Raw genomic sequence first — 17,870 nt, 5'->3', positions numbered from 1 at the left:
GCGCCGACCCGGGCTCAGGCCCGGGCGAGCCAGTCCTCGTAGTGGGTCGGGGCGAGTCGGGCGCCGCGGTTCGTCAGGACGTCGCCCCGGACCGCGGCGAACATGCCGGCCGCGCCGTCGGTGACGACGCCGCGCCCGTCGCCCTTGGCGGCCAGGGTGATCCGGCCCAGCTCGTCCAGCGGGTAGACGTCGGGACCCGCCACGTCGACGGTGCCGTTCAGCGGAGCGCCCGCGGCGACCTCGCTGACGGCCGCGGCCACGTCCGCCGCGGCGATCGGCTGGATCGGCGTGCTGGGCAGGCGGACGGTGTGGTCGTCCGAGGTCCAGGAGAGCACCTCCTGCACGAACTCCATGAACTGCGTGGCGCGCACGATCGAGTACGGGATCGGCCCGGCCTTGAGGATGTCCTCCTGGAGCACCTTCGCCCGGTAGTAGTCCAGGTCCTGCGCCTGGTCGACGCCGACGATGGACAGGACGACGAAGTGCCGGACGCCGGCCTTGCCGCTCGCGGCGAGCAGGTTGTCCATCGACGTCCGGAAGAACCCGGCCGACGCGTCGTCGAACGTGGGGGAGTTCGTCAGGTTGACGACCACCTCGGCGCCGTCGACGGCCTGGTCGAGGCCCTTCCCGGTGAGGATGTCCACCCCGGTCGACAGGGAGTGCGGCGTCGCACGGTGCCCTGCCGCGTTGAGATCGTCCACGACACGGGACCCGATGAGCCCCGTTCCTCCGATGACTGCGCACTGCATGGCTCGGCCCTTCGTCATCCGGCGCGCGGCACGTGCCGTTCGCGGCTTTCCCTCACCGTACCGCTGATCCTGGACATTGGATATCCAGGATCGTTGATGTCGGGGTTTTGTCGCCGAGGTTCACTCGAAGACGCGGTTCAGTCGAAGACGGCCCGCAGCACGTTCCTCATGGCCGGGGTCGCGTCGAGTTCGGTGCGGATGCCCGCCAGGGTCTGGGCCGCGAGCGCCTCGCGCCATGCCTGGTCGGCACGGTGCATGGCGGCCTTCACCGCGCACGCGCCCGTGGGCGGCGGCGAGAGCTCGCCGATCCTGCCGGAGCATCGGATCTCGGTGCAGTGGAACAGCTCGGTCTCGCCCTCGATCGCCTCGACGACGTCGAGCAGAGTGATGTCCTCGAGCGGCCTGGCCAGCCGGAACCCGCCCCGGGGGCCGGGTACGGACGCGAGCAGGCCCGCCTTCGTGAGCTGCTGCAGCTGCTTGCTGAGATAGGGGGCCGGGAGCCCGTGGGCTTCGGCGAGCCGGCCGTTGCCCAGCGGTCCGCCTCCCGTCATGTCCAGGTTGAGCAGCGTGTGGAGGGCCCACTCGACGCCCTTGCTCATGCGCATGATGCGAATATTGTATGTCCCCGACCTGCGGCGGGGCTCAGTCGCTGCGGACGAACCGCCTACCGGTCGCCGCCACCCAGCATGCGGCGCAGGCGTCCGGGCTCGCGCGGGGCGCGCGGTGGACGGACGACGATGTTGCCGCCCGCCATCTCGCCGGTGACGATGACGCGGTGCACGACCGGCGCGTGCGGATCACGGTCCTTCACGTTGCGGTGCACGACCGAGCCGCCACGGATCTCCACCTCCTCGGCGTCCACCGCGTAGCCGTCGGGGACGACCAGCCGCAGGTTGCCGCCGCGCATGTCGATCTCCACCTCGGTGACGGGCTCCCGCACTGCGGCCGACGTGAAGTCCAGCAGGACATTGCCGCCCGCCACCTCGAACTCCATGCGGCGCGGCACCACCCAGGCGCCCTCGTACCGCACGTTCCCGCCCTCCCGGTGGACCCGTGCGACGTCCCTGGCCGGGGCCTGCTCGGCCAGGGCCTTCGCCTGGCCCTGCAGATCGGCCACGAGCGGGGCCAGCTCGCCGTACGTCCGCGCCGCGAAGCAGCTCTCCAGCCGCTCCTCAAGCTCTTCCAGGCTCAGCCGCCCGTCACCCGCCGACACCCTCAGCACCTCGGCGACCTGCTCCCGGTCGTCGTGCGAGACCCGCTGATCCGGCTGTGCCCCACCCGTCCACCGCACCGGCTCCTGACTCATGCCCGGCACCCTATACGCAACGCACGGACGGCGGGGGCCGGATAGTCCCGGGTCAGCGCGGTGAGCGACGGGCCGCCGTCGGGCTGGAGGAGGGGGCCCGCCTGGTGGCGGACGGGGATCGGGATGCGGTGGTGCGCCCGCCGCCCCGCACCGTTGAACGCGCGCTGGGCGTGGGAGGGGCCTTCGTGGGACCGGGGGCGGTGGCCCCGGACGCCGAGGGTGACGGCACAGAGGGCGACGGCGGCGAGGGTGAGCGCGTCGCGGAGGGGCCCGGCGCGGACGGGCTGCCCGCGGCCGGCGGCGCGAGCGGGACGGCCGGAGGCGTGGGCGTGCCGGGGCCCGACAGGAGCATCGGCACCGCGACGAGCGCGGCGACGGCACACGTCAGGCCGGCTCCGGCGGCGGCGCGCACCGTCCTGCGCCGGGCCGCGCCCCTGCGGATCGTCTCGAACCGGCCGGAAGGCGCGGCGAGTTGATCGGAGGGTGGTCGCAGGATGACGGCGAGCGGGTCGTCGGGCCCGAACTCCGGGCCGTCGTCGTCATCGTGCGTGATCAAGACTTCTCCTCAGGTGGGCGCGGAGCAGTTCTCTGGCCGCGTGGAGATCGGCCTTGACGGTTCCTTCCTTGCGTCCTGTCAGCCGGGACACCTCGAGGATCGGCATGTCAGCGTAGTAGTGCAGCAGGATCGGGACGCGCAGCCGCTCGGGCAGCGACTGCACGAGCAGCCGGACCGACGGGTCGGCCTGCTCGTTGCTCGGCAGCAGGGCGGCCTCGGTGGTGGCACGGTGCACGGCCCTGCGCTCGCGCTCCAGCTTGCGCCAGTGGTCACGTACCAGGTTGGCCGCGGTGACGTAGAGGAACCCGCGCGGCTCCGCCACCGCCGTCCATCGCGCCCAGAGCCGGGTGAACGCCTCCGAGGCGATCTCGTGGGCCGTCTCGTCGTCGTCGACGAGACGCGTGCACCAGCCGGCGAGGCGCGGGTAGAGGGCGGCGAACAGCTCGGACGCGGCCTTCTCGCGGGACCGTTTCAACGTTCTCCAGAGTCGGTGGGGACGGCTCGGTCGTGCTCGTGGGGCTCTCGGGGGAAGAGCCGGGCCGACCGGTGCCCGTTCCCTGGCCCGGAAACGGACACCGGCGGCCCGCGCCTCAGGAAGCGGTCGGCACCAGATCGGCGAAGACGATCACGTTGTCGCGGTATCCGTCACCGCTGCGCGGGCCGCCGCAGGTGATGAGCCGCAGCTCGGGGCGGTCGACGTCCCCGTACACGGCGTCGGTCGGAAACCGCGACTTGGCGACCGTCCGCACGGAGCGCGCGGCGAACACCGCGTCCTTGCCGTCCTCCAGGCGTGCGACGATCCTGTCGCCCTCGTGCACCTGCGCGAGGTGGCGGAAGACGCCGTCCCCATACGCGCCGACCGTGACGTGGGCGAGGATCACCGACGGCCCGACCTGGCCGGGCGTCGGCGAGTTCCGGTACCAGCCGGCCCGGTCGTGCGACGTGATCGGCGGCACCTGGACGGTGCCGTCCGCGGCGAGTCCAAGACGCATGACGGGCGTGTCGACGCCGATGGACGGTATCTCCAACCGCACGGGCACGGAACGCGCGAGCGCGTGCACGGTCGCGGTCGTCGCCCGTCCGGCCGGGGCCGGCGCGCTCGCCGAGTGCCCCGCGGTGACACGATGCCCCGGCGCCGGGGCCCCGCAGCCGACGGCCCCGCCGGCCACGAGCACCGACGCCAGGGCCGCGGCGGCGAACGCGCGCCTGGCGGGCCCTGAGGGCAGCGTCATGCCCCGGTCGCCCTCCGGCGGCGCACGACGAAGACGGCGGCGCCCCCGACGGCGAACGCGGCGGCCGCGCCCCCGCCGACAAGCCCGCCCTGGCTCGCGGAGTGCGCGGAGGACGCCACCACTCCGGTGTCGGCCGCGCCCTTCGGCACGACGGAGACCTGGCCACGCCGCGAGTCACGGGTGGGCGCGGCGCTGGGTACAGCGCTCGGTGCCTTGGTGGCGGCAGCCCGGCTCGACGGTGACTGCCGCGCGGGCGCGGGGGTCGCCGCCTTCGTCGGGCTCGTGTGCGACGCACGGCTGGGTACGGGGCTCGCCCCATCGGCAAACGCGGGCACGGCACCCGCGACCACGGCGGCGCACGCGAGTGCCGTGGCGCTGAGGACAGTTCGGCGCATGAATCGCTCTCTTTCGTTCGGCCCACCCGCAGCGGCCTCGGCCGGCGGGCTGGGCGGGAGATCGAGAGGAGAGACGAGGCAGCGTCACACCACGTTGTAAAGAGCCGGCAAAGTCGACGGGATGTCGTGCGGAGTGCTGCGACAGAGGGCGGCGATCTACGCTTGGTTTGCCGTTTTTGGTCCGCCGCCGAACGGGGCTCGAACTTGTTCGGGTTTTCTCCTGTTCACGGCATGTCCGTGGGCCTGTGGTCTGATCCTGCGGGAAGGAGTGGCGCGGCGGTGGAGGCCGGATCATGGAACAGGTCGAGCACTGGGTCCAACGAGACGTGTTCGCGGCGGTGACGGCGTTCCGTACCGAGCTGTACGCGTCCCTACTCGCCCGGGGCGCGGCCCTCTGCACCCGTGCTTCCTCGCCCAATCGGTTGGATCACCGCAGCGTCGTGAGACGGGGTCAGGGGAGACCAGAAGAACGCAACCGTTGCCAGGTGGTTGCTCAGCGCTACAAAACAGCTGACTGTAGCTACACGAGAACAGGGCCGATACGGCAATCTCGCACCCTCGCACGGGCCGCCGCCCTCGATATCGACGGCACATGGTCATGGACCTGCTGATCAGACCCGCTGCCGGTCAGGGGTGGGTGAAGGCCGTCTGGAGGAGGTCGGCGAGGAGGGCCGCGCAGGAGCCGTCGGGGTCGAGGTCGGGGTCGTAGATGGTGAGGTTGAAGCCTACGCACCGTTCCGACCGCACCAAGGTCCGTAGCAGCGGGACGAGTTCGTCGGGCAGGAGCCCGCCGGGGTCGGGGCTGTCGACGGCGGGCATGACGGACGGGTCCAGCACGTCGGCGTCCAGATGCACCCAGAACCCCTCGGTCACGGGCACTTCAAGAGTCTGCAGAACCGCGCCCCCCAGTTCCTCGGCGCCCCGCTCCCGGATCTCCCCGACCGTCGCGTTCGGGATCTTCAACTCCGTGAGCTCGGTCCGCTCCGCGTCGTAGTCCCGGATTCCGAAGACCCGCACGTCCTCGTCTCTGATATACGGCTGCAGCCCTTCGAGATCCGTCAGGTCGACCTGGCCGCGGCCGGTAGCGATGGCCAGCTCTTCGCCACCCGCGGCACCGATACGGTCGGAGTTCCCGGGGTGCCGGAAGTCCGCCGATCCGTCGATGACGGCGAGTCCGTATCGCCCGATGCGGCGGAGGGCGAGCGAGGCGCCGAGCTGGATGGAACAGTCCCCGCCCAGGACGATCGGGAAGGCCCCTGCCCGGATGTGGTGCTCGATGCGGTCGGCGAGCTTGCAGGTGTACGTGGCGATCGCGGCAGCGTTGAACACGCCGTCGCCCTCCCTCCAACCGCCGCGGTCGTAGCGGGGCGGCACAACGACTCCCCCCTCGTACGCCCCGAGCCGTTGCACCAGCCTCTGCTCGCGCAGCGCGCCTGCCAGCTTGTAGCACCCGGGCACGGTTCCTTCGGCGGGCGGTCGGAGGCCGAGGTTGGACGGAGCGTCAATGACGACGATGCGGCGCATCCGGCCATTCTGACCGCGCGGGGCGGCGTGGGCCACGGCATTGCACCACCTGCGGAACCAGCGCCGGGAGCCACCCGCGGCGCCGGCGAGCACCACGGGTGTGAGCAGGCGTGCGGCCATCCGCTTGGTGGTGGGCCGGCCCACTGCTGTAGCGGCGTAGCCCGGCCAGTATCTGGTGGGCCACTTCGTGATGGGCCCGTACGCCATCGTCATCCGTCGTCATCCCTCGTCGCCCGGCGGTCAGGCGTCCAGGGGACGCCAGGCGGGTCCATCGCCGTCCCGCCGGACATGTCCGAACACCACGTCCGCGAAGTGGTTGCCGAAGCCGATCGTGTCGGGCTCTCCCAGCTCGGCTACGAGACGTCGGCGATGGGTGGCGGACCGGATGGGGTCGTGGTCGAAGGCCGAGGACCATGCGGGGTGCTCGACCTGGATCGGTGAGTGCATGGCGTCGCCGAAGGCGATCAGCCGCTGCTTGCCCGATGCGATGACGTATTCAGCATGTCCGGACGTGTGACCGGCGGTGATCCGCATACGTACTCCCGGGAAGATCTCCTGCCCGTCCGCCACCGTGCGGACGCGCGGGGCCAGACCGGCGATCTCCTTGGCCATGCCCTGCGCCTCCAGCAAATTGTGCTGGGCCCATTCCGGTTCGGACACCAAGTAGTGGGCATGGGTGAACGCGAGCTGGTCACCACCCGGGGCAGGATGCCAGGCCCAGCCGACGTGATCGGGGTGCAGGTGAGTGAAGGCCACCGCCTCGATCTCCTCGGGCCTACGGCCGATTTTTGCCAGGCTGTCCAGGACCGCACCCCCATGGATCGCGCCGCGCGGCCCGTCCGCCTCGGGCGGCCAGGACTGCGGCCCGAACCCCGCGTCGATCAGCAGTGCGCGGTCGCCGTTCTCCACCAGCAGGCCACCGATGCTCGCCACCAGGTTGCCGCACTCGCCCAAGAACTCGGGTCGGGCGGCCCACACCTCGCTGGTGGTGTCGGGGAACATAGCGCGCGGCTTGAGCTGCACCGCCCCGTCCGGTACGTAGGACACCCTTATGTCGCCCAGCCGTACCGAGCGGATACCCGCCGGCCGGTTCAGCCGCTCGCCCTGCTCAACCGCGGGATACGCCATGGTCCCTCGCTCCTTCTTCGGTATCGGGTCGTCGCCGACATCGAGTGGGCGCCGACGACTTGACCATAAGCATCAAATTAGAATCATGCAAGCTTAAAATGTTATGGCTTGATGGATTTGGTAGGGTGGGTTGCATGACGAAGCTCCCCGAGCCGCAGGCCATCGCCGAGCGAGAGGTGTGTGGCCTGGTGAACGGACTGGCCCAGCAGATCGCCGATCATGTACGCGGACGCGCCGTTGCGCTGGGCCTCACCGCGGCCCAGGCAACCGCGCTGCGGGAGATGACCGGGCCGATGACCATGCGAGAGCTCGCCGAACGCATGAGCTGCGAGCCCTCCAACACCACCTTCGTCATCGACAAGCTTGAGAAACAGGGCCTGGTCGAACGGCGCGCGCACCCCACCGATCGCCGCGCCAAGCAACTCGTCCTCACAGCCGAGGGCGGTTCCCTCCGTGAACAGCTCCTCGAACTGCTCGCCCAGGACTCACCGCTGGGCGGCCTCACACCGCAGCAGCAGCGCGTCCTTCATGACTTGCTTGAGCAAGCCATCATTCGTCCGTGAAGCCGCGGTTGGCTGAACCCGCTGGCTCTCATTCCTCCTGTCCTCGTGTAGGTCGCCCGCACCTGGTTCGCCCGCCGCATCGCGCCCGCATCCAGGTCGGCGCCGCTCTTGGTGACCAGGTCCAACTGCTCGCTCCACAGCCGAACCCGCTCCCGCCCACGCCGATCACGGGAGGCAGCAGCGACATCGCTTCCTATTTCGAGCGGGAGTTCCTGGCGGGGGCGGATGGGATGAGGTCCGTGACCGGGCCGGCTCCCATTGGTGGTCCACGATGCGCCTGGCCGGCCGTGAGGCGCTGCACCGCAGTGCGGTCCACCTCGTCCGCGGCACGGTCCCCACCATAAGTGAGCTCTTGCTGCACTCGCCGATTTCCCGCACCTACCTGCTGCCCGAGGCCGACGGCCCGCTCCCGGGCGCCCAGGTTCTCACCGAGGCCGGCGTGTCCGTCGTCGCGATTCCGGACTGCGGACACAACATCATGCTGGACAATCCGGAGGTCTTCGCGGGCGCCACCGCGGCCGCGCTCGCGGCCTGAGACGTCGGGGCGACCGCCCATCAGGCGTAGTCCGCGTCAGTGCTGGACGCCGGGCCCGGCCTCGCGCGTACGGGCACGGATGTCCGCCGCGTACCTGGACACGTCCTCCGGTGCGAGGGCTGGTGGTACGGGGTGCAGGCCACGGCACGCCGGGCACTCACCACCGCTCAGCGCCGCCGCCGAACGCGGCGTCCCGCAGCGGGAACACTCCAGGATGCGCAGTGCCATGCGCTCGCGCCCCGCCCCCGACTCTGGCACGTCACCATCGGAGGGCGGTGCGATCTCGGGCGGCAGCCGCCTGGTGAGGCGCGAGCGGGCGAACGAACCGGGGCGCGCCACCCCCGTCGCGGGCAGCCCACTCGTGAGGGCGCAGAGGACCTGCTCCTGGCTCGCGCCTCGCCTGAGCCACTCGGCCGCGAGCGGCTCCAGGTCAACGCACTCCTGGGCGGACAGCCCCATGGCGGGATGCGCACGGCCCACCGAGGCGAGGACCAAGTAGGCGGGTGACAGCTCCACACCCACGGCTTCGGGAGGTACGGCGGCGACGGTTGGCGCATCCTCCGCAGGGGCGGCTGCGACGGCGATGGCCGTGGCTTCCGCAATCACCGGAGGATCGGAGGACACCGACCGCCCCTCGTCCTGCTTCACCTCACCGGCGGTGAACGCTTCCCACCACGCGTCCTCGCGCGCGGTGCGCGAGAAGTACGTGCGGGTCACCCAGCGCGCACCGTCGGGGCCTACGAACTGCTCGCGGCCACGCCGCAGGTGCCCGGCGCGCTGGATGCGTGTGAGGGCCGTACTGAGCGCGCACTGGCCGTAGTTCATGACCTTCGCCAGCATCTTCACCGAGATGTCAGCACCTTCGGGCAGACGGTCGATGAACGCGGCGATCTCGGCCTCGCGGCGCGGCAGGCCACGGAAGTCGTCACGGGAACGCGCCCGTTGACCAGGCGCGGTTCGCTTGCCGTACCCGGGACTCGCCATCGGGTGCTGAGGGACGTGCGGAGGAGGCGGGGCAGCACTAAGCTTCGCTTCAGCCATGGGATCGGCCTTTCTCGATCTTCGTGGTCAGGCCCCCACAGGTGTTGCTAGCGCCTGGTGGGGGCTGAAGTTTGTCTGAAGCAAGCTAATGTGCCGTCACGCCCTGTGGCAAGCCGATCGCGGAAAGTCAACACCACAGGTGGGTGGGGAGGGGTGGTGGGTGGGTCAAACAACCCAACCGATCCTCACAAGCATCGCTCGAAGATCGCCGCTTGAGCTCCGGGCGGTCGAGGGGACGGCGAACCCGCAGGTCACACGGCCTGGCCGCGCACCGTCCGCTCATAACCCGAGCCCCAAGCCCCGAGATCCGAGTGCCACACGCGAGGCAGGCGGCCCGCATGGCCCGACGGCGCGTCAGGCGGGCTGTTCGGGCTCGATCCGCACCGTGACGCCCACCCGCAGGCCCCACTCGGCCATGGCGCCCGCCTCCGCCTCCAGCACATGCCGGGCCCTGAGCCTCGGTAGTGGCAGCCTGCCGGGGTGCAGTGTCTGCGTCCCCAATACCCGCATGCGGCGGTCGAGATAGGCCACGTCGATGGCGAACCGCATTCCGAAGGTGTGCACACTTCCGCACGGCGTCAGCAGCAGCGCTCCGTCGATCCCGTCCCGCCCGAGCAGCCCGCGCCGCCGTGTGCGGTAAGAGGCGGCGATCTCCACAGCCACGGGCCGCCCGGGCTCCGAGCCCGTCTCCACGGTCAACGTCCCTCTGCCGTCCCGCCATCCGCCCATGCGGCCACGCTAACGGCAACAGTGGCAGGCCGGGCTGACCCGTGAGAGGTGGTCATTCGCAGTGCCATCACTCTTGGTAGCCATCCGTGCGTAACCTGTGAAGCGACGTGTTCGTCCCGACGAGGCGAGTGGGTGTGCGGTGCAGGAAGAAGCGGACATGCACGACGGGTCGATCGACCCGGACGACGACGAGTCAGGCGCGGTGATCGCCGCTGTCGGACGTCAGTTGAAGCTGTGGCGGGAGAGCGCGGGTCTCAGGCCGAAGGAGTTCGGCGTGGCGATCGGGTACGGCGAGAACCTCGTCTACAAGGTGGAGGCGGGCAAACGCATCCCGCGTCCGGAGTACCTCGACATGGCGGACGAAGTCCTCGGCGCCAGCGGCAAGATCGCGGCGATGAAGAGGGACGTGCGAGAGGCGCGGTACCCGAAGAAGGTCCGCGATCTGGCCAAGTTGGAGGCGGACGCCGTCGAGTTGGGCGCCTACCTCAACCACAACTTGCACGGTCTGCTTCAGACGGAGGAGTACGCAAGGGCGTTGTTCGACATGCGGCGGCCATCGCTGGGCTCTGACGACTTGGAGAGGTTCGTCGGGGCGCGCATGGCGCGGCAGCGCATCGTGGACAGGGCCCCCTTGGTGACGCTCACCTTCGTCCTGGAAGAGGTCACGCTACGACGCCCGATCGGCGGCACAATGGTTCTGCGGAAGCAACTCGAACACCTGATGGGCATCGCGCAGCGCAGGAACGTCGTGATCCAGGTGATGCCCACGACGACGGAGGACCATGCGGGCATGGGCGGGGAGTTGGAGGTGCTGAAACTCGGTGACGGCTCGACATACGGTTACGTGGCGGGCCAGCTCACGACCCGAGTCCTTGCATACCCCAAAGACGTGCAGGTTCTCGAACTGCGCTATGGAATCATCCGATCACAGGCTCTCAGCCCGCGAGAGTCGCTGGCCTTCATCGAGAAAGTACGGGACGAGACATGAACCGCGAGCGCGATGCCCTGGAGACCCCCGGGACCCGATGGTTCAAGAGCAGTTACAGCGGGAGCAACGACAACGACTGCGTCGAGGTGGCGGCAGCCACCCACGCGGTCCTGGTGCGCGACTCCAAGAACGCCACCGGGCCGAGGCTGACCTTCGCGGCCTCCGCCTGGGTTGAATTCGTCGGCCACGCGGCTGGGCGCGAACGCTGAGCGTGCCGGGCGCATGAGCCGGCGTCGAAGCGGGCCGACGGAGACGGCGACGTGTACGTCTCGTTGATCGCCGTCGCGTTGCTCTGGGGCGCTGCCGCCGGGGCGCTGCTGCCGCGTGCCGTCTACCGCCTGTCCGTCGAGACGGGGGAGTCCTGGCGTGCTGCCTGCCCCGGTGGGCATTCGCTGGCCGGGGCGGGGGGCTGGGTCGGGTGCGCGGTCTGCGGGCGCTGCCCGCCCGGACCGACCGGGGCGCGGCGGGCTGTCGCTCCCGCCGCCGTCACCGCGTGCGCCTGCGGCGCGCTCGCCGCAGCCACCGGGCCGCGCCCCGAACTCGCCGTCTGGCTGCTTCTCGCGCCGTTCGCCGCGCTCCTCGCCGCCGTCGATCTGGCGGTACGCCGCCTGCCCGACCAGCTGACCCTGCCCCTCGCCGCCGCGACCCCCCTCCTGCTCGGTGCCGCCGCGCTCGCCCCCGCGCACGGCGGCTCCTGGCCCACCGCGCTGCTCGGCGGACTGGCCCTCGGCGCCTGCTACTTCGTCCTCTTCCTCGTCAACCCGAACGGCCTCGGCTTCGGCGACGTCAAGCTCGCCCTCCCGCTCGGCTGCGCCCTCGGCTGGTACGGCTGGCCCGTGCTCGTCGCCGGCGCGTTCGCCGGGTTCCTGTTCGGCGCGGTCTACGGCGTCGGCCTGATGGTGCTCAGGCGCGCCGGCCGGAAGGCGGCCATCCCGTTCGGGCCGTTCATGATCGCCGGAACGCTGGCCGGGCTGCTCGTCGGGGGGCTCGCAGCGTCCGGTCAGTGATGCCCTGCGTCCTGGCTCAAGGGATCAGCACCGTCTTGCCGACGGTGGCCCGGGCGCTGATCGCCGTGTGCGCGGCGGACGCCTCGGCCAGCGGGAAACGCTGCCCGACGAGCGGACGAAGACGGCCCTCTGCCGCCGCCGTCAGCGCCTCGCGGGCCCGGCGCATCTGCACCTCGGGGCCCCGATCGCCGGCCGGTGGCCCGAAGTACGACGAGACGGTGATGCCGCGCTCGGCGACCGAGGCCGGATCGAGCTGGGTGATGCTCCCGCCGGAGAATCCGAAGATGACGAACCGCCCGCCGGGAGCCAGCAGTTCGAAGGCGTCGAGTCCCGTCCGGCCGCCGACCGCGTCCAGGACCACGGTCACGCCGTCGGGAGCCGCCCGCCGCACCTGGTCGGGCCAGTCGGGCGCGGTGTAGTCGACAGCCGCGTCCGCGCCGAACTCCCGTACCAGCCTCAGCTTCTCCTCGCCTCGGGCCAGCCCGATCAGCCGCTCGGCACCGGCCGCGCGGGCGAGCTGCAGCACCAGCGTGCCGACCGCCCCGGCAGCCGACTCCACCAGGACGGTGTCGCCCTTGCCGATCCCCGCCGTCTCCAGCAGCGCCACCGCCGTGCGGCCCGTGCCGAGCAGCGACACCGCCTCGGCGCTTCCCAGCGCCTGAGGCAGCCGGTGCAGGGCGTCGACCGCGAGCACCGCACGCTCGGCGTATCCGCCACCGGCGGCGGTCTGGCCGGCCACCCGCTGCCCGACCAGCGCCCCGTCGACCCCTTCCCCGACCGAGGCGACCACTCCGGCGACCTCCCTCCCGGGCGTCCACGGCAGCTCTTTGGGCGCGACCGGTGAAACGCCCCGCAGGCCGCCGCTGCGCACTTGCGTCTCGACGAACTGGATCCCGGCGGCGGCGACGTCCACCACCACCTCGCCGGGGCCTGCCACCGGCTCAGGCACCTCCTCGATCCTGAGCTCCTCCGGGCTGCCGTACTGCCGCAACACGATCGCGCGCATGGCGGGTGTCCCTCCTCGTCGGTGACGACTCCGTGCACGACGCTAGGCGGGCCGCCCCGCCCGCTGCCTCTGGCCGCGGTCCCGTCGTCGCTCGGCCTTCGGTCCTACGACGCCCGGGCGCGCCACGGGCGGCAGGCGGCGGGCGGCAGGCGGCATGCGGCATGCGGGGCCGCGCGGCCGCGGGCCAATTCGGTCGCGTCGTGGCGAGCGTCCTGCCAGCATCGATGCCATGTCCGACACCGACCGCTCCCATCGCGAGGGCCACCGTCGCCGCTCCTTCGACGACCTCGTCTCCGAGGCCGCCACCGTGCCGGTCGACGGATGGGACTTCTCCTGGCTCGACGGCCGCGCCACCGAGGAGCGTCCCGGCTGGGGCTACGCGCGGACCGTCGCCGAGCGGATGTCCCGTGCCCGCGCCGCGCTCGACATCGAGACCGGGGGCGGCGAAGTCCTGGACTCCGTCCCGCGGTTGCCCACGCTGACCGTCGCCACCGAGTCCTGGCCGCCCAACGTGGCGCGCGCGACCGCCCGCCTCCATCCGCGCGGGGCCGCCGTCGTCGCCACGGTGGACGGCGCGCCGCTGCCGTTCGCCGACGGCGCGTTCGACCTGGTCGTCAGCCGCCACCCCGTACGCGCGCGCTGGGACGAGATCGCGCGCGTACTGGGCTCGGGCGGCACGTATCTGTCCCAGGAGGTCGGGCCCGCGTCCGTGTTCGAGCTGGTCGAGTACTTCCTCGGGCCGCAGCCGCCCGAGGTGCGGGCCGCGCGCGACCCCGGGGCCGCGCGGGACGAGGCGATCGCGGCCGGGCTCGACGTGGTGTCCCTGCGGACCGCCGCGCTGCGCACCGAGTTCTTCGACATCGGCGCCGTCGTCTACTTCCTGCGCAAGGTGATCTGGATGGTGCCGGACTTCACCGTCGAGCGGTACCGGGACCGCCTCGCCGAGCTGCACGCCGCCATCGAGCGAGACGGTCCGTTCACCGCCACGACCACCCGCTTCCTCATCGAGGCACGCAAGCCGTGAGCCGCCGGCCGAGGCCGCGCGATGCGCCGGTCAAGGCGGCAGCCCGGCGGCCCGTCGCTCCTGAGGGTGACGACACACCCGCGCCGCACCCGGCCGGTCCGGACCGCGTGAATCCGCCAGAAGCCCGGAATCGCAAGGCCACAGCGGGCATCCGGTTGCCTCCATAGCGTCAACCTTCGGCGACTTGGGTCCACGGACCCCTTACGAAGGGTTATGGTGGAAACCCCCCCCTCGGGCCGGTCCGTATTCCCCCCCACGGACCGGCCCGTTTTTTTCTGCGCGACGCGGCGCCTTTTTCTGTGCGGCGCCGCGCCGCGCACCCCGGCCGGGGTGCGCCGCGCGCCGAAGCCGCCGACCGTCAGTTCCGGCCCGCCCAGATGTTCGTGCCCTCGGTGTCCACCGCGAAGCCGTCGATCTCGCGCAGCTCCTCGTCGGTCAGCGGCGCGCCCGAGAGCGCCGCCACGTTCTGCTCGATCTGCTCCACCTTCGACGCCCCGATCAGCGCCGACGTCATGCGCGGGTCGCGCAGCACCCACTGGAGGGCCAGCTGGGCGAGCGACTGGCCGCGGCGGCGCGCGATGTCGTTCAGCCCGTTCAGCCTGCGGGTGACCTCCTCGGACAGCAGCTTCGGGTCGAGCGACTTGCCCTGGGTGGCGCGCGAGCCCTCCGGGATGCCGCCCAGGTACTTGCCGGTCAGCAGCCCCTGCGCCAGCGGGACGAAGGAGATGCACCCCATGCCGGCGTTCTCCAGCGTGTCGAGCAGGCCGTCGTCCTCGATCCAGCGGTTGATCATCGAGTACGAGGGCTGGTGGATCAGCGCGGGCACCCCCATGTCCTTGAGGATGGCCGCCGCCTTCGCCGTCGTCTCCGCCGTGTAGGAGGACACGCCGACGTACAGCGCCTTGCCGTGCTGCACGGCGGACGCGAGGGCGCCCATCGTCTCTTCCAGCGGGGTGTCGGGGTCGGGGCGGTGGGAGTAGAAGATGTCGACGTAGTCGAGGCCCATCCGCTTCAGCGAGGCGTCCAGCGAGGACAGCAGGTACTTGCGGGAGCCCCACTCGCCGTACGGGCCCGGCGTCATGCGGTAGCCCGCCTTGGTCGAGATGATCAGCTCGTCCCGGTAAGGGGCGAAGTCCTGCGCGAACAGCTTGCCGAAGTTCAGCTCGGCGGATCCGGGCGGCGGCCCGTAGTTGTTCGCCAGGTCGAAGTGGGTGATGCCCAGGTCGAAGGCTCTGCGCAGAAGCGCGCGCTGGCGATCGAGCGCGAAGTCGTCGCCGAAGTTGTGCCACAGGCCGAGGGAGACGGCGGGCAGTTTGAGGCCGCTGCGGCCCGAGCGGCGGTACTCCATGGAGTCGTAGCGCTCGTCTGCCGCGATATAGAGGGAAGAATCAGTCACACGTCTTTGCTTATCACGGACTTGTGACACACCGGGTTGGGCCCTCACGCCGCCCCCGCAGTAGTGTGACGGCTTCGGGGCCCCGCCGCGGCCCGGAGCTCCCGGCCCCTCGGCCACGGAGCCGTCCAGCCTGCCATGGCGCCCCCGCGGCCCGCGGGACGACCCCACACGCGACGGATGAGGTGGACTCGGTGAAGCTGCGCGATCTTGTGTACCGGCTCTATGCCCACCGGGTGGAGGGCCGCCTCGACCTCTCCCAGGGACCCAAGCACATCGGCGTCATCCTCGACGGGAACCGCCGCTGGGCCAAGGCGTCGGGCGGCACCACGGAGCAGGGCCACAAGGCGGGCGCCAGCAAGATCCAGGAGCTGCTCGGCTGGTGCTCCGAGACCAATGTCGAGGTCGTCACCCTCTGGCTGCTGTCCACCGACAACCTCGACCGTCCCGAGCGTGAGCTCGTCCCGCTGCTCGGCATCATCGAGGACGCCGTGCGCGACCTGGCGGCCGATGGCCGCTGGCAGGTCCACCACGTGGGCACGCTCGACCTGCTGCCCGGCGGCACCCAGCTCGTGCTGAAGGAGGCCGAGCAGGCCACCGTCGGCAACAAGGGGATACTGGTGAACGTCGCCGTGGGCTACGGCGGCCGGCAGGAGATCGCGGACGCCGTACGCTCGCTCCTGCACGACCACGCCGCGCGCGGCACCTCGTACGACGAGCTGGCCGAGATCGTCGACATCGACATGATCTCCTCGCACCTCTACACCCGCGGCCAGCCCGACCCCGACCTGGTCATCCGCACCAGCGGCGAGCAGCGCCTCTCCGGCTTCATGCTGTGGCAGAGCGCCCATTCGGAGTACTACTTCTGCGACGTCTTCTGGCCCGCGTTCCGAAAGGTCGATTTTCTGCGCGCCCTGCGCGACCACGCGGCCCGCCACCGGCGCTACGGCGTCTGACCGCACCCCTTGGGGCGTAAGGCGTCCGGCCGGTTCCGGCCCCCCCCCGCCCCGGCCCGCCCCGACACGCAACCCGGGCGCTGGGCCATCCGGCGTTCACGCACTGTACGGCCCTCGCCTTGGCATGGCGGCGCACGGAAGAGGGAATACCCCCAGCAGGTCGATGTCCGGAAAGCACTGACCGGCCCGCACGGGCAGGTCGTCGGACGTCGTTCTCAGCGGTCGGCAGGCAGCCGGCCGCCCGGGAGGCCCTGTGCACCAGGACGACCGTGCGGTGAGACGTACGGGCGACGTGGAGGGCCGGCGCTCGGCCCACGCAGGGGCCAGGAGCCCGGTCCACCCGCCCGCGACGCCGTCGCATCCCCGACCTCATCCGAGGGGGTACGTCCTTCCGTGGTGACCAGCACGAAGCGCCGCTCCGACCGGCGCACATACGTACTCGACACCAGCGTCCTGCTGGCCGACCCAGGTGCCATGTCCCGCTTCGACGAGCACGAGGTCGTGCTCCCGATCGTGGTGATCACGGAACTGGAGGCCAAGAGGCACCACCCCGAGCTCGGGTACTTCGCCCGCCAGGCGCTGCGGCTGCTCGACGACTTCCGCATCCGCTTCGGGCGCCTCGACGCCCCCCTGCCGATCGGGGACATGGGCGGCACGCTCCGCGTCGAGCTCAACCACTCGGACCCGGGGGTGCTGCCCGCCGGGTTCAGGCTGGGGGACAACGACTCCCGGATCCTCGCGGTCGCGCGCAACCTCCAGGCCGAGGGGTACGACGTCACGGTCGTCTCCAAGGACCTGCCGCTGCGCATCAAGGCCTCGTCGGTGGGCCTGCTCGCCGAGGAGTACCGCGCCGAACTGGCCGTCACGGACTCCGGCTGGACGGGCATGAGCGAACTGCCGCTCTCCGGCGAGCAGGTCGACCTCCTCTTCTCCGAGGAGTCGCTGTACGTGCCCGAGGCGGCCGAGCTCCCCGTGCACACGGGCCTCGTGCTCCAGTCCGAGCGCGGCAAGGCGCTCGGCCGCGTCACGCCCGACGGCAACGTGCGCCTGGTGCGCGGCGACCGCGAGGCGTTCGGCATCCGGGGGCGCAGCGCCGAGCAGCGCATCGCCCTCGACCTGCTGCTCGATCCCGACGTCGGCATCGTCTCGATGGGTGGCAGGGCCGGTACGGGCAAGTCGGCGCTCGCGCTGTGCGCCGGCCTCGAGGCCGTGCTGGAGCGCAGGCAGCACAAGAAGGTCATGGTTTTCCGGCCCCTGTACGCGGTCGGCGGGCAGGAGCTCGGCTACCTGCCGGGCACCGAGGCCGAGAAGATGAGCCCGTGGGCGCAGGCCGTGTTCGACACGCTGTCGTCGTTCGCGGGCCGCGAGGTGATCGAGGAGGTGCTCGGCCGCGGCATGCTGGAGGTGCTGCCGCTCACGCACATCCGCGGCCGCTCGCTGCACGACGCGTTCGTCATCGTCGACGAGGCCCAGTCCCTGGAGCGCAACGTCCTGCTGACGGTCCTGTCGAGGATCGGGTCGGGCTCGCGCGTCGTGCTCACCCATGACGTCGCCCAGCGCGACAATCTGAGGGTGGGTCGCTACGACGGCGTCGTGGCCGTCGTGGAGAAGCTGAAGGGGCACCCGCTCTTCGCGCACATCACGCTGACGCGCTCCGAGCGTTCGCAGATCGCCGCGTTGGTGACGGAGATGCTGGAAGACGGACAAATCTGAGCGCTGACAGCACCGCGCCGCCCGG

At 71.3% G+C, this 17,870-nt stretch carries 20 protein-coding genes and 1 pseudogene; 9 read left to right on the top strand and 12 right to left on the bottom strand.

Annotated elements, in window-relative coordinates; all coding sequences use genetic code 11:
• Window positions 1-14: 14 nt before the first annotated feature.
• The 3 genes from JFN87_RS12150 to JFN87_RS12140 form a co-directional block, all read right to left on the bottom strand.
• Complete coding sequence (locus JFN87_RS12150; RefSeq protein ID WP_209340010.1) at window positions 15-749, bottom strand: SDR family oxidoreductase; 735 nt, start codon at window positions 747-749, stop codon at window positions 15-17.
• Between the two features lie 137 nt (window positions 750-886).
• The gene (locus JFN87_RS12145) at window positions 887-1,354 is read right to left on the bottom strand and encodes an RrF2 family transcriptional regulator (protein ID WP_245179258.1); all 468 of its coding nucleotides are present in this window, start codon (window positions 1,352-1,354) and stop codon (window positions 887-889) included.
• Between the two features lie 59 nt (window positions 1,355-1,413).
• A complete protein-coding gene (locus JFN87_RS12140; RefSeq protein WP_209340009.1) occupies window positions 1,414-2,055 on the bottom strand; it encodes a DUF1707 SHOCT-like domain-containing protein in 642 nt (213 codons plus the stop codon).
• Between the two features lie 185 nt (window positions 2,056-2,240).
• On the opposite strand from JFN87_RS12140, the gene JFN87_RS12135 reads away from it, so the two are divergent.
• Window positions 2,241-2,531, top strand: coding sequence for a hypothetical protein (locus JFN87_RS12135; RefSeq protein WP_209340008.1), 291 nt, complete (start codon window positions 2,241-2,243; stop codon window positions 2,529-2,531).
• Between the two features lie 63 nt (window positions 2,532-2,594).
• On the opposite strand, the gene JFN87_RS12130 is transcribed toward JFN87_RS12135, so the two are convergent.
• From JFN87_RS12130 to JFN87_RS12110, 5 genes are all read right to left on the bottom strand, one after another.
• On the bottom strand, window positions 2,595-3,086 hold the full coding sequence (locus JFN87_RS12130; RefSeq protein WP_209340007.1) for an RNA polymerase sigma factor: 492 nt from the start codon (window positions 3,084-3,086) through the stop codon (window positions 2,595-2,597).
• A gap of 115 nt (window positions 3,087-3,201) precedes the next feature.
• A complete protein-coding gene (locus tag JFN87_RS12125; RefSeq protein ID WP_209340006.1) occupies window positions 3,202-3,843 on the bottom strand; it encodes a class F sortase in 642 nt (213 codons plus the stop codon).
• Window positions 3,840-4,238, bottom strand: coding sequence for a Tat pathway signal sequence domain protein (locus JFN87_RS12120; protein ID WP_209340005.1), 399 nt, complete (start codon window positions 4,236-4,238; stop codon window positions 3,840-3,842). Before JFN87_RS12120 ends, JFN87_RS12125 begins: the two co-directional genes overlap by 4 nt.
• A gap of 627 nt (window positions 4,239-4,865) precedes the next feature.
• Entirely contained in the window at window positions 4,866-5,762 is an 897-nt protein-coding gene (locus JFN87_RS12115) for an arginase family protein (RefSeq protein ID WP_209340004.1), read from the bottom strand.
• Window positions 5,763-6,002: 240 nt separating this feature from the next.
• Window positions 6,003-6,890, bottom strand: a complete 888-nt coding sequence (locus tag JFN87_RS12110) for an MBL fold metallo-hydrolase (protein WP_209340003.1) — start codon at window positions 6,888-6,890, stop codon at window positions 6,003-6,005.
• A gap of 134 nt (window positions 6,891-7,024) precedes the next feature.
• Here JFN87_RS12110 and JFN87_RS12105 point away from each other — a divergent pair, with 134 nt between their 5' ends.
• Complete coding sequence (locus tag JFN87_RS12105) at window positions 7,025-7,453, top strand: MarR family winged helix-turn-helix transcriptional regulator (protein WP_209340002.1); 429 nt, start codon at window positions 7,025-7,027, stop codon at window positions 7,451-7,453.
• A 161-nt stretch (window positions 7,454-7,614) separates the two neighbouring features.
• Window positions 7,615-7,988: pseudogene (locus tag JFN87_RS12100) on the top strand (alpha/beta fold hydrolase); the annotation flags it as partial.
• 36 nt (window positions 7,989-8,024) lie between these two features.
• Here JFN87_RS12100 and JFN87_RS12095 read toward each other — a convergent pair.
• Window positions 8,025-8,972: a hypothetical protein gene (locus JFN87_RS12095; RefSeq protein ID WP_245179257.1), complete on the bottom strand. Its 948-nt coding sequence runs from the start codon at window positions 8,970-8,972 to the stop codon at window positions 8,025-8,027.
• A gap of 411 nt (window positions 8,973-9,383) precedes the next feature.
• Complete coding sequence (locus tag JFN87_RS12090; RefSeq protein WP_209340000.1) at window positions 9,384-9,758, bottom strand: DUF192 domain-containing protein; 375 nt, start codon at window positions 9,756-9,758, stop codon at window positions 9,384-9,386.
• A 157-nt stretch (window positions 9,759-9,915) separates the two neighbouring features.
• Here JFN87_RS12090 and JFN87_RS12085 point away from each other — a divergent pair, with 157 nt between their 5' ends.
• Genes JFN87_RS12085 through JFN87_RS12075 form a run of 3 tightly spaced genes read left to right on the top strand, consistent with a single transcriptional unit; the run spans window position 9,916 to window position 11,753 of the window.
• The gene (locus JFN87_RS12085; RefSeq protein ID WP_209339999.1) at window positions 9,916-10,746 is read left to right on the top strand and encodes a helix-turn-helix domain-containing protein; all 831 of its coding nucleotides are present in this window, start codon (window positions 9,916-9,918) and stop codon (window positions 10,744-10,746) included.
• Window positions 10,743-10,955 (top strand): DUF397 domain-containing protein, encoded by a 213-nt coding sequence (locus JFN87_RS12080; protein ID WP_209339998.1) that lies wholly within the window; start codon window positions 10,743-10,745, stop codon window positions 10,953-10,955. Before JFN87_RS12085 ends, JFN87_RS12080 begins: the two co-directional genes overlap by 4 nt.
• A gap of 51 nt (window positions 10,956-11,006) precedes the next feature.
• Window positions 11,007-11,753, top strand: coding sequence for a prepilin peptidase (locus tag JFN87_RS12075; RefSeq protein ID WP_209339997.1), 747 nt, complete (start codon window positions 11,007-11,009; stop codon window positions 11,751-11,753).
• Between the two features lie 16 nt (window positions 11,754-11,769).
• Here the strand turns inward: JFN87_RS12075 and JFN87_RS12070 are convergent, their stop codons facing one another.
• Complete coding sequence (locus tag JFN87_RS12070) at window positions 11,770-12,759, bottom strand: zinc-binding dehydrogenase (protein ID WP_209339996.1); 990 nt, start codon at window positions 12,757-12,759, stop codon at window positions 11,770-11,772.
• A gap of 229 nt (window positions 12,760-12,988) precedes the next feature.
• Here JFN87_RS12070 and JFN87_RS12065 point away from each other — a divergent pair, with 229 nt between their 5' ends.
• Complete coding sequence (locus tag JFN87_RS12065; protein WP_209339995.1) at window positions 12,989-13,783, top strand: class I SAM-dependent methyltransferase; 795 nt, start codon at window positions 12,989-12,991, stop codon at window positions 13,781-13,783.
• A gap of 358 nt (window positions 13,784-14,141) precedes the next feature.
• Here the strand turns inward: JFN87_RS12065 and mgrA are convergent, their stop codons facing one another.
• Window positions 14,142-15,179: an L-glyceraldehyde 3-phosphate reductase gene (mgrA, locus tag JFN87_RS12060; RefSeq protein ID WP_209339994.1), complete on the bottom strand. Its 1,038-nt coding sequence runs from the start codon at window positions 15,177-15,179 to the stop codon at window positions 14,142-14,144.
• Window positions 15,180-15,370: 191 nt separating this feature from the next.
• Between mgrA and JFN87_RS12055 the strand changes: the two genes are divergently transcribed.
• Together JFN87_RS12055 and phoH2 are read left to right on the top strand one after the other, a co-directional pair.
• Window positions 15,371-16,132 (top strand): isoprenyl transferase, encoded by a 762-nt coding sequence (locus JFN87_RS12055; protein WP_209339993.1) that lies wholly within the window; start codon window positions 15,371-15,373, stop codon window positions 16,130-16,132.
• A 393-nt stretch (window positions 16,133-16,525) separates the two neighbouring features.
• Window positions 16,526-17,845 carry an RNA 5'-3' helicase PhoH2 gene (gene phoH2, locus JFN87_RS12050; protein ID WP_209339992.1) on the top strand — a complete coding sequence of 440 codons (1,320 nt, stop codon included), beginning with the start codon at window positions 16,526-16,528 and terminating at the stop codon, window positions 17,843-17,845.
• The last annotated feature ends 25 nt before the right edge of the window (window positions 17,846-17,870 follow it).

Source organism: Streptomyces montanisoli, from assembly GCF_017813245.1.
Classification (GTDB): Bacteria; Actinomycetota; Actinomycetes; order Streptomycetales; family Streptomycetaceae; genus Streptomyces; species Streptomyces montanisoli.
The sequence above is the reverse complement of the archived record's forward strand: the minus strand, read 5'-3'. Positions and strand labels throughout refer to the sequence as shown.

Bases quoted from the DNA above. Each gene is read 5' to 3' on its own strand.
- JFN87_RS12105 (WP_209340002.1), top strand. From the start codon at position 7,025: ATGACGAAGCTCCCCGAGCCGCAGGCCATCGCCGAGCGAGAGGTGTGT.
- JFN87_RS12080 (WP_209339998.1), top strand. From the start codon at position 10,743: ATGAACCGCGAGCGCGATGCCCTGGAGACCCCCGGGACCCGATGGTTC.
- JFN87_RS12115 (WP_209340004.1), bottom strand. From the start codon at position 5,762: ATGCGCCGCATCGTCGTCATTGACGCTCCGTCCAACCTCGGCCTCCGA.
- JFN87_RS12095 (WP_245179257.1), bottom strand. From the start codon at position 8,972: ATGGCGAGTCCCGGGTACGGCAAGCGAACCGCGCCTGGTCAACGGGCG.
- JFN87_RS12140 (WP_209340009.1), bottom strand. From the start codon at position 2,055: ATGAGTCAGGAGCCGGTGCGGTGGACGGGTGGGGCACAGCCGGATCAG.
- JFN87_RS12110 (WP_209340003.1), bottom strand. From the start codon at position 6,890: ATGGCGTATCCCGCGGTTGAGCAGGGCGAGCGGCTGAACCGGCCGGCG.
- JFN87_RS12070 (WP_209339996.1), bottom strand. From the start codon at position 12,759: ATGCGCGCGATCGTGTTGCGGCAGTACGGCAGCCCGGAGGAGCTCAGG.
- JFN87_RS12090 (WP_209340000.1), bottom strand. From the start codon at position 9,758: ATGGGCGGATGGCGGGACGGCAGAGGGACGTTGACCGTGGAGACGGGC.
- JFN87_RS12120 (WP_209340005.1), bottom strand. From the start codon at position 4,238: ATGCGCCGAACTGTCCTCAGCGCCACGGCACTCGCGTGCGCCGCCGTG.
- JFN87_RS12125 (WP_209340006.1), bottom strand. From the start codon at position 3,843: ATGACGCTGCCCTCAGGGCCCGCCAGGCGCGCGTTCGCCGCCGCGGCC.
- JFN87_RS12085 (WP_209339999.1), top strand. From the start codon at position 9,916: ATGCACGACGGGTCGATCGACCCGGACGACGACGAGTCAGGCGCGGTG.
- JFN87_RS12150 (WP_209340010.1), bottom strand. From the start codon at position 749: ATGCAGTGCGCAGTCATCGGAGGAACGGGGCTCATCGGGTCCCGTGTC.
- JFN87_RS12065 (WP_209339995.1), top strand. From the start codon at position 12,989: ATGTCCGACACCGACCGCTCCCATCGCGAGGGCCACCGTCGCCGCTCC.
- JFN87_RS12145 (WP_245179258.1), bottom strand. From the start codon at position 1,354: ATGCGCATGAGCAAGGGCGTCGAGTGGGCCCTCCACACGCTGCTCAAC.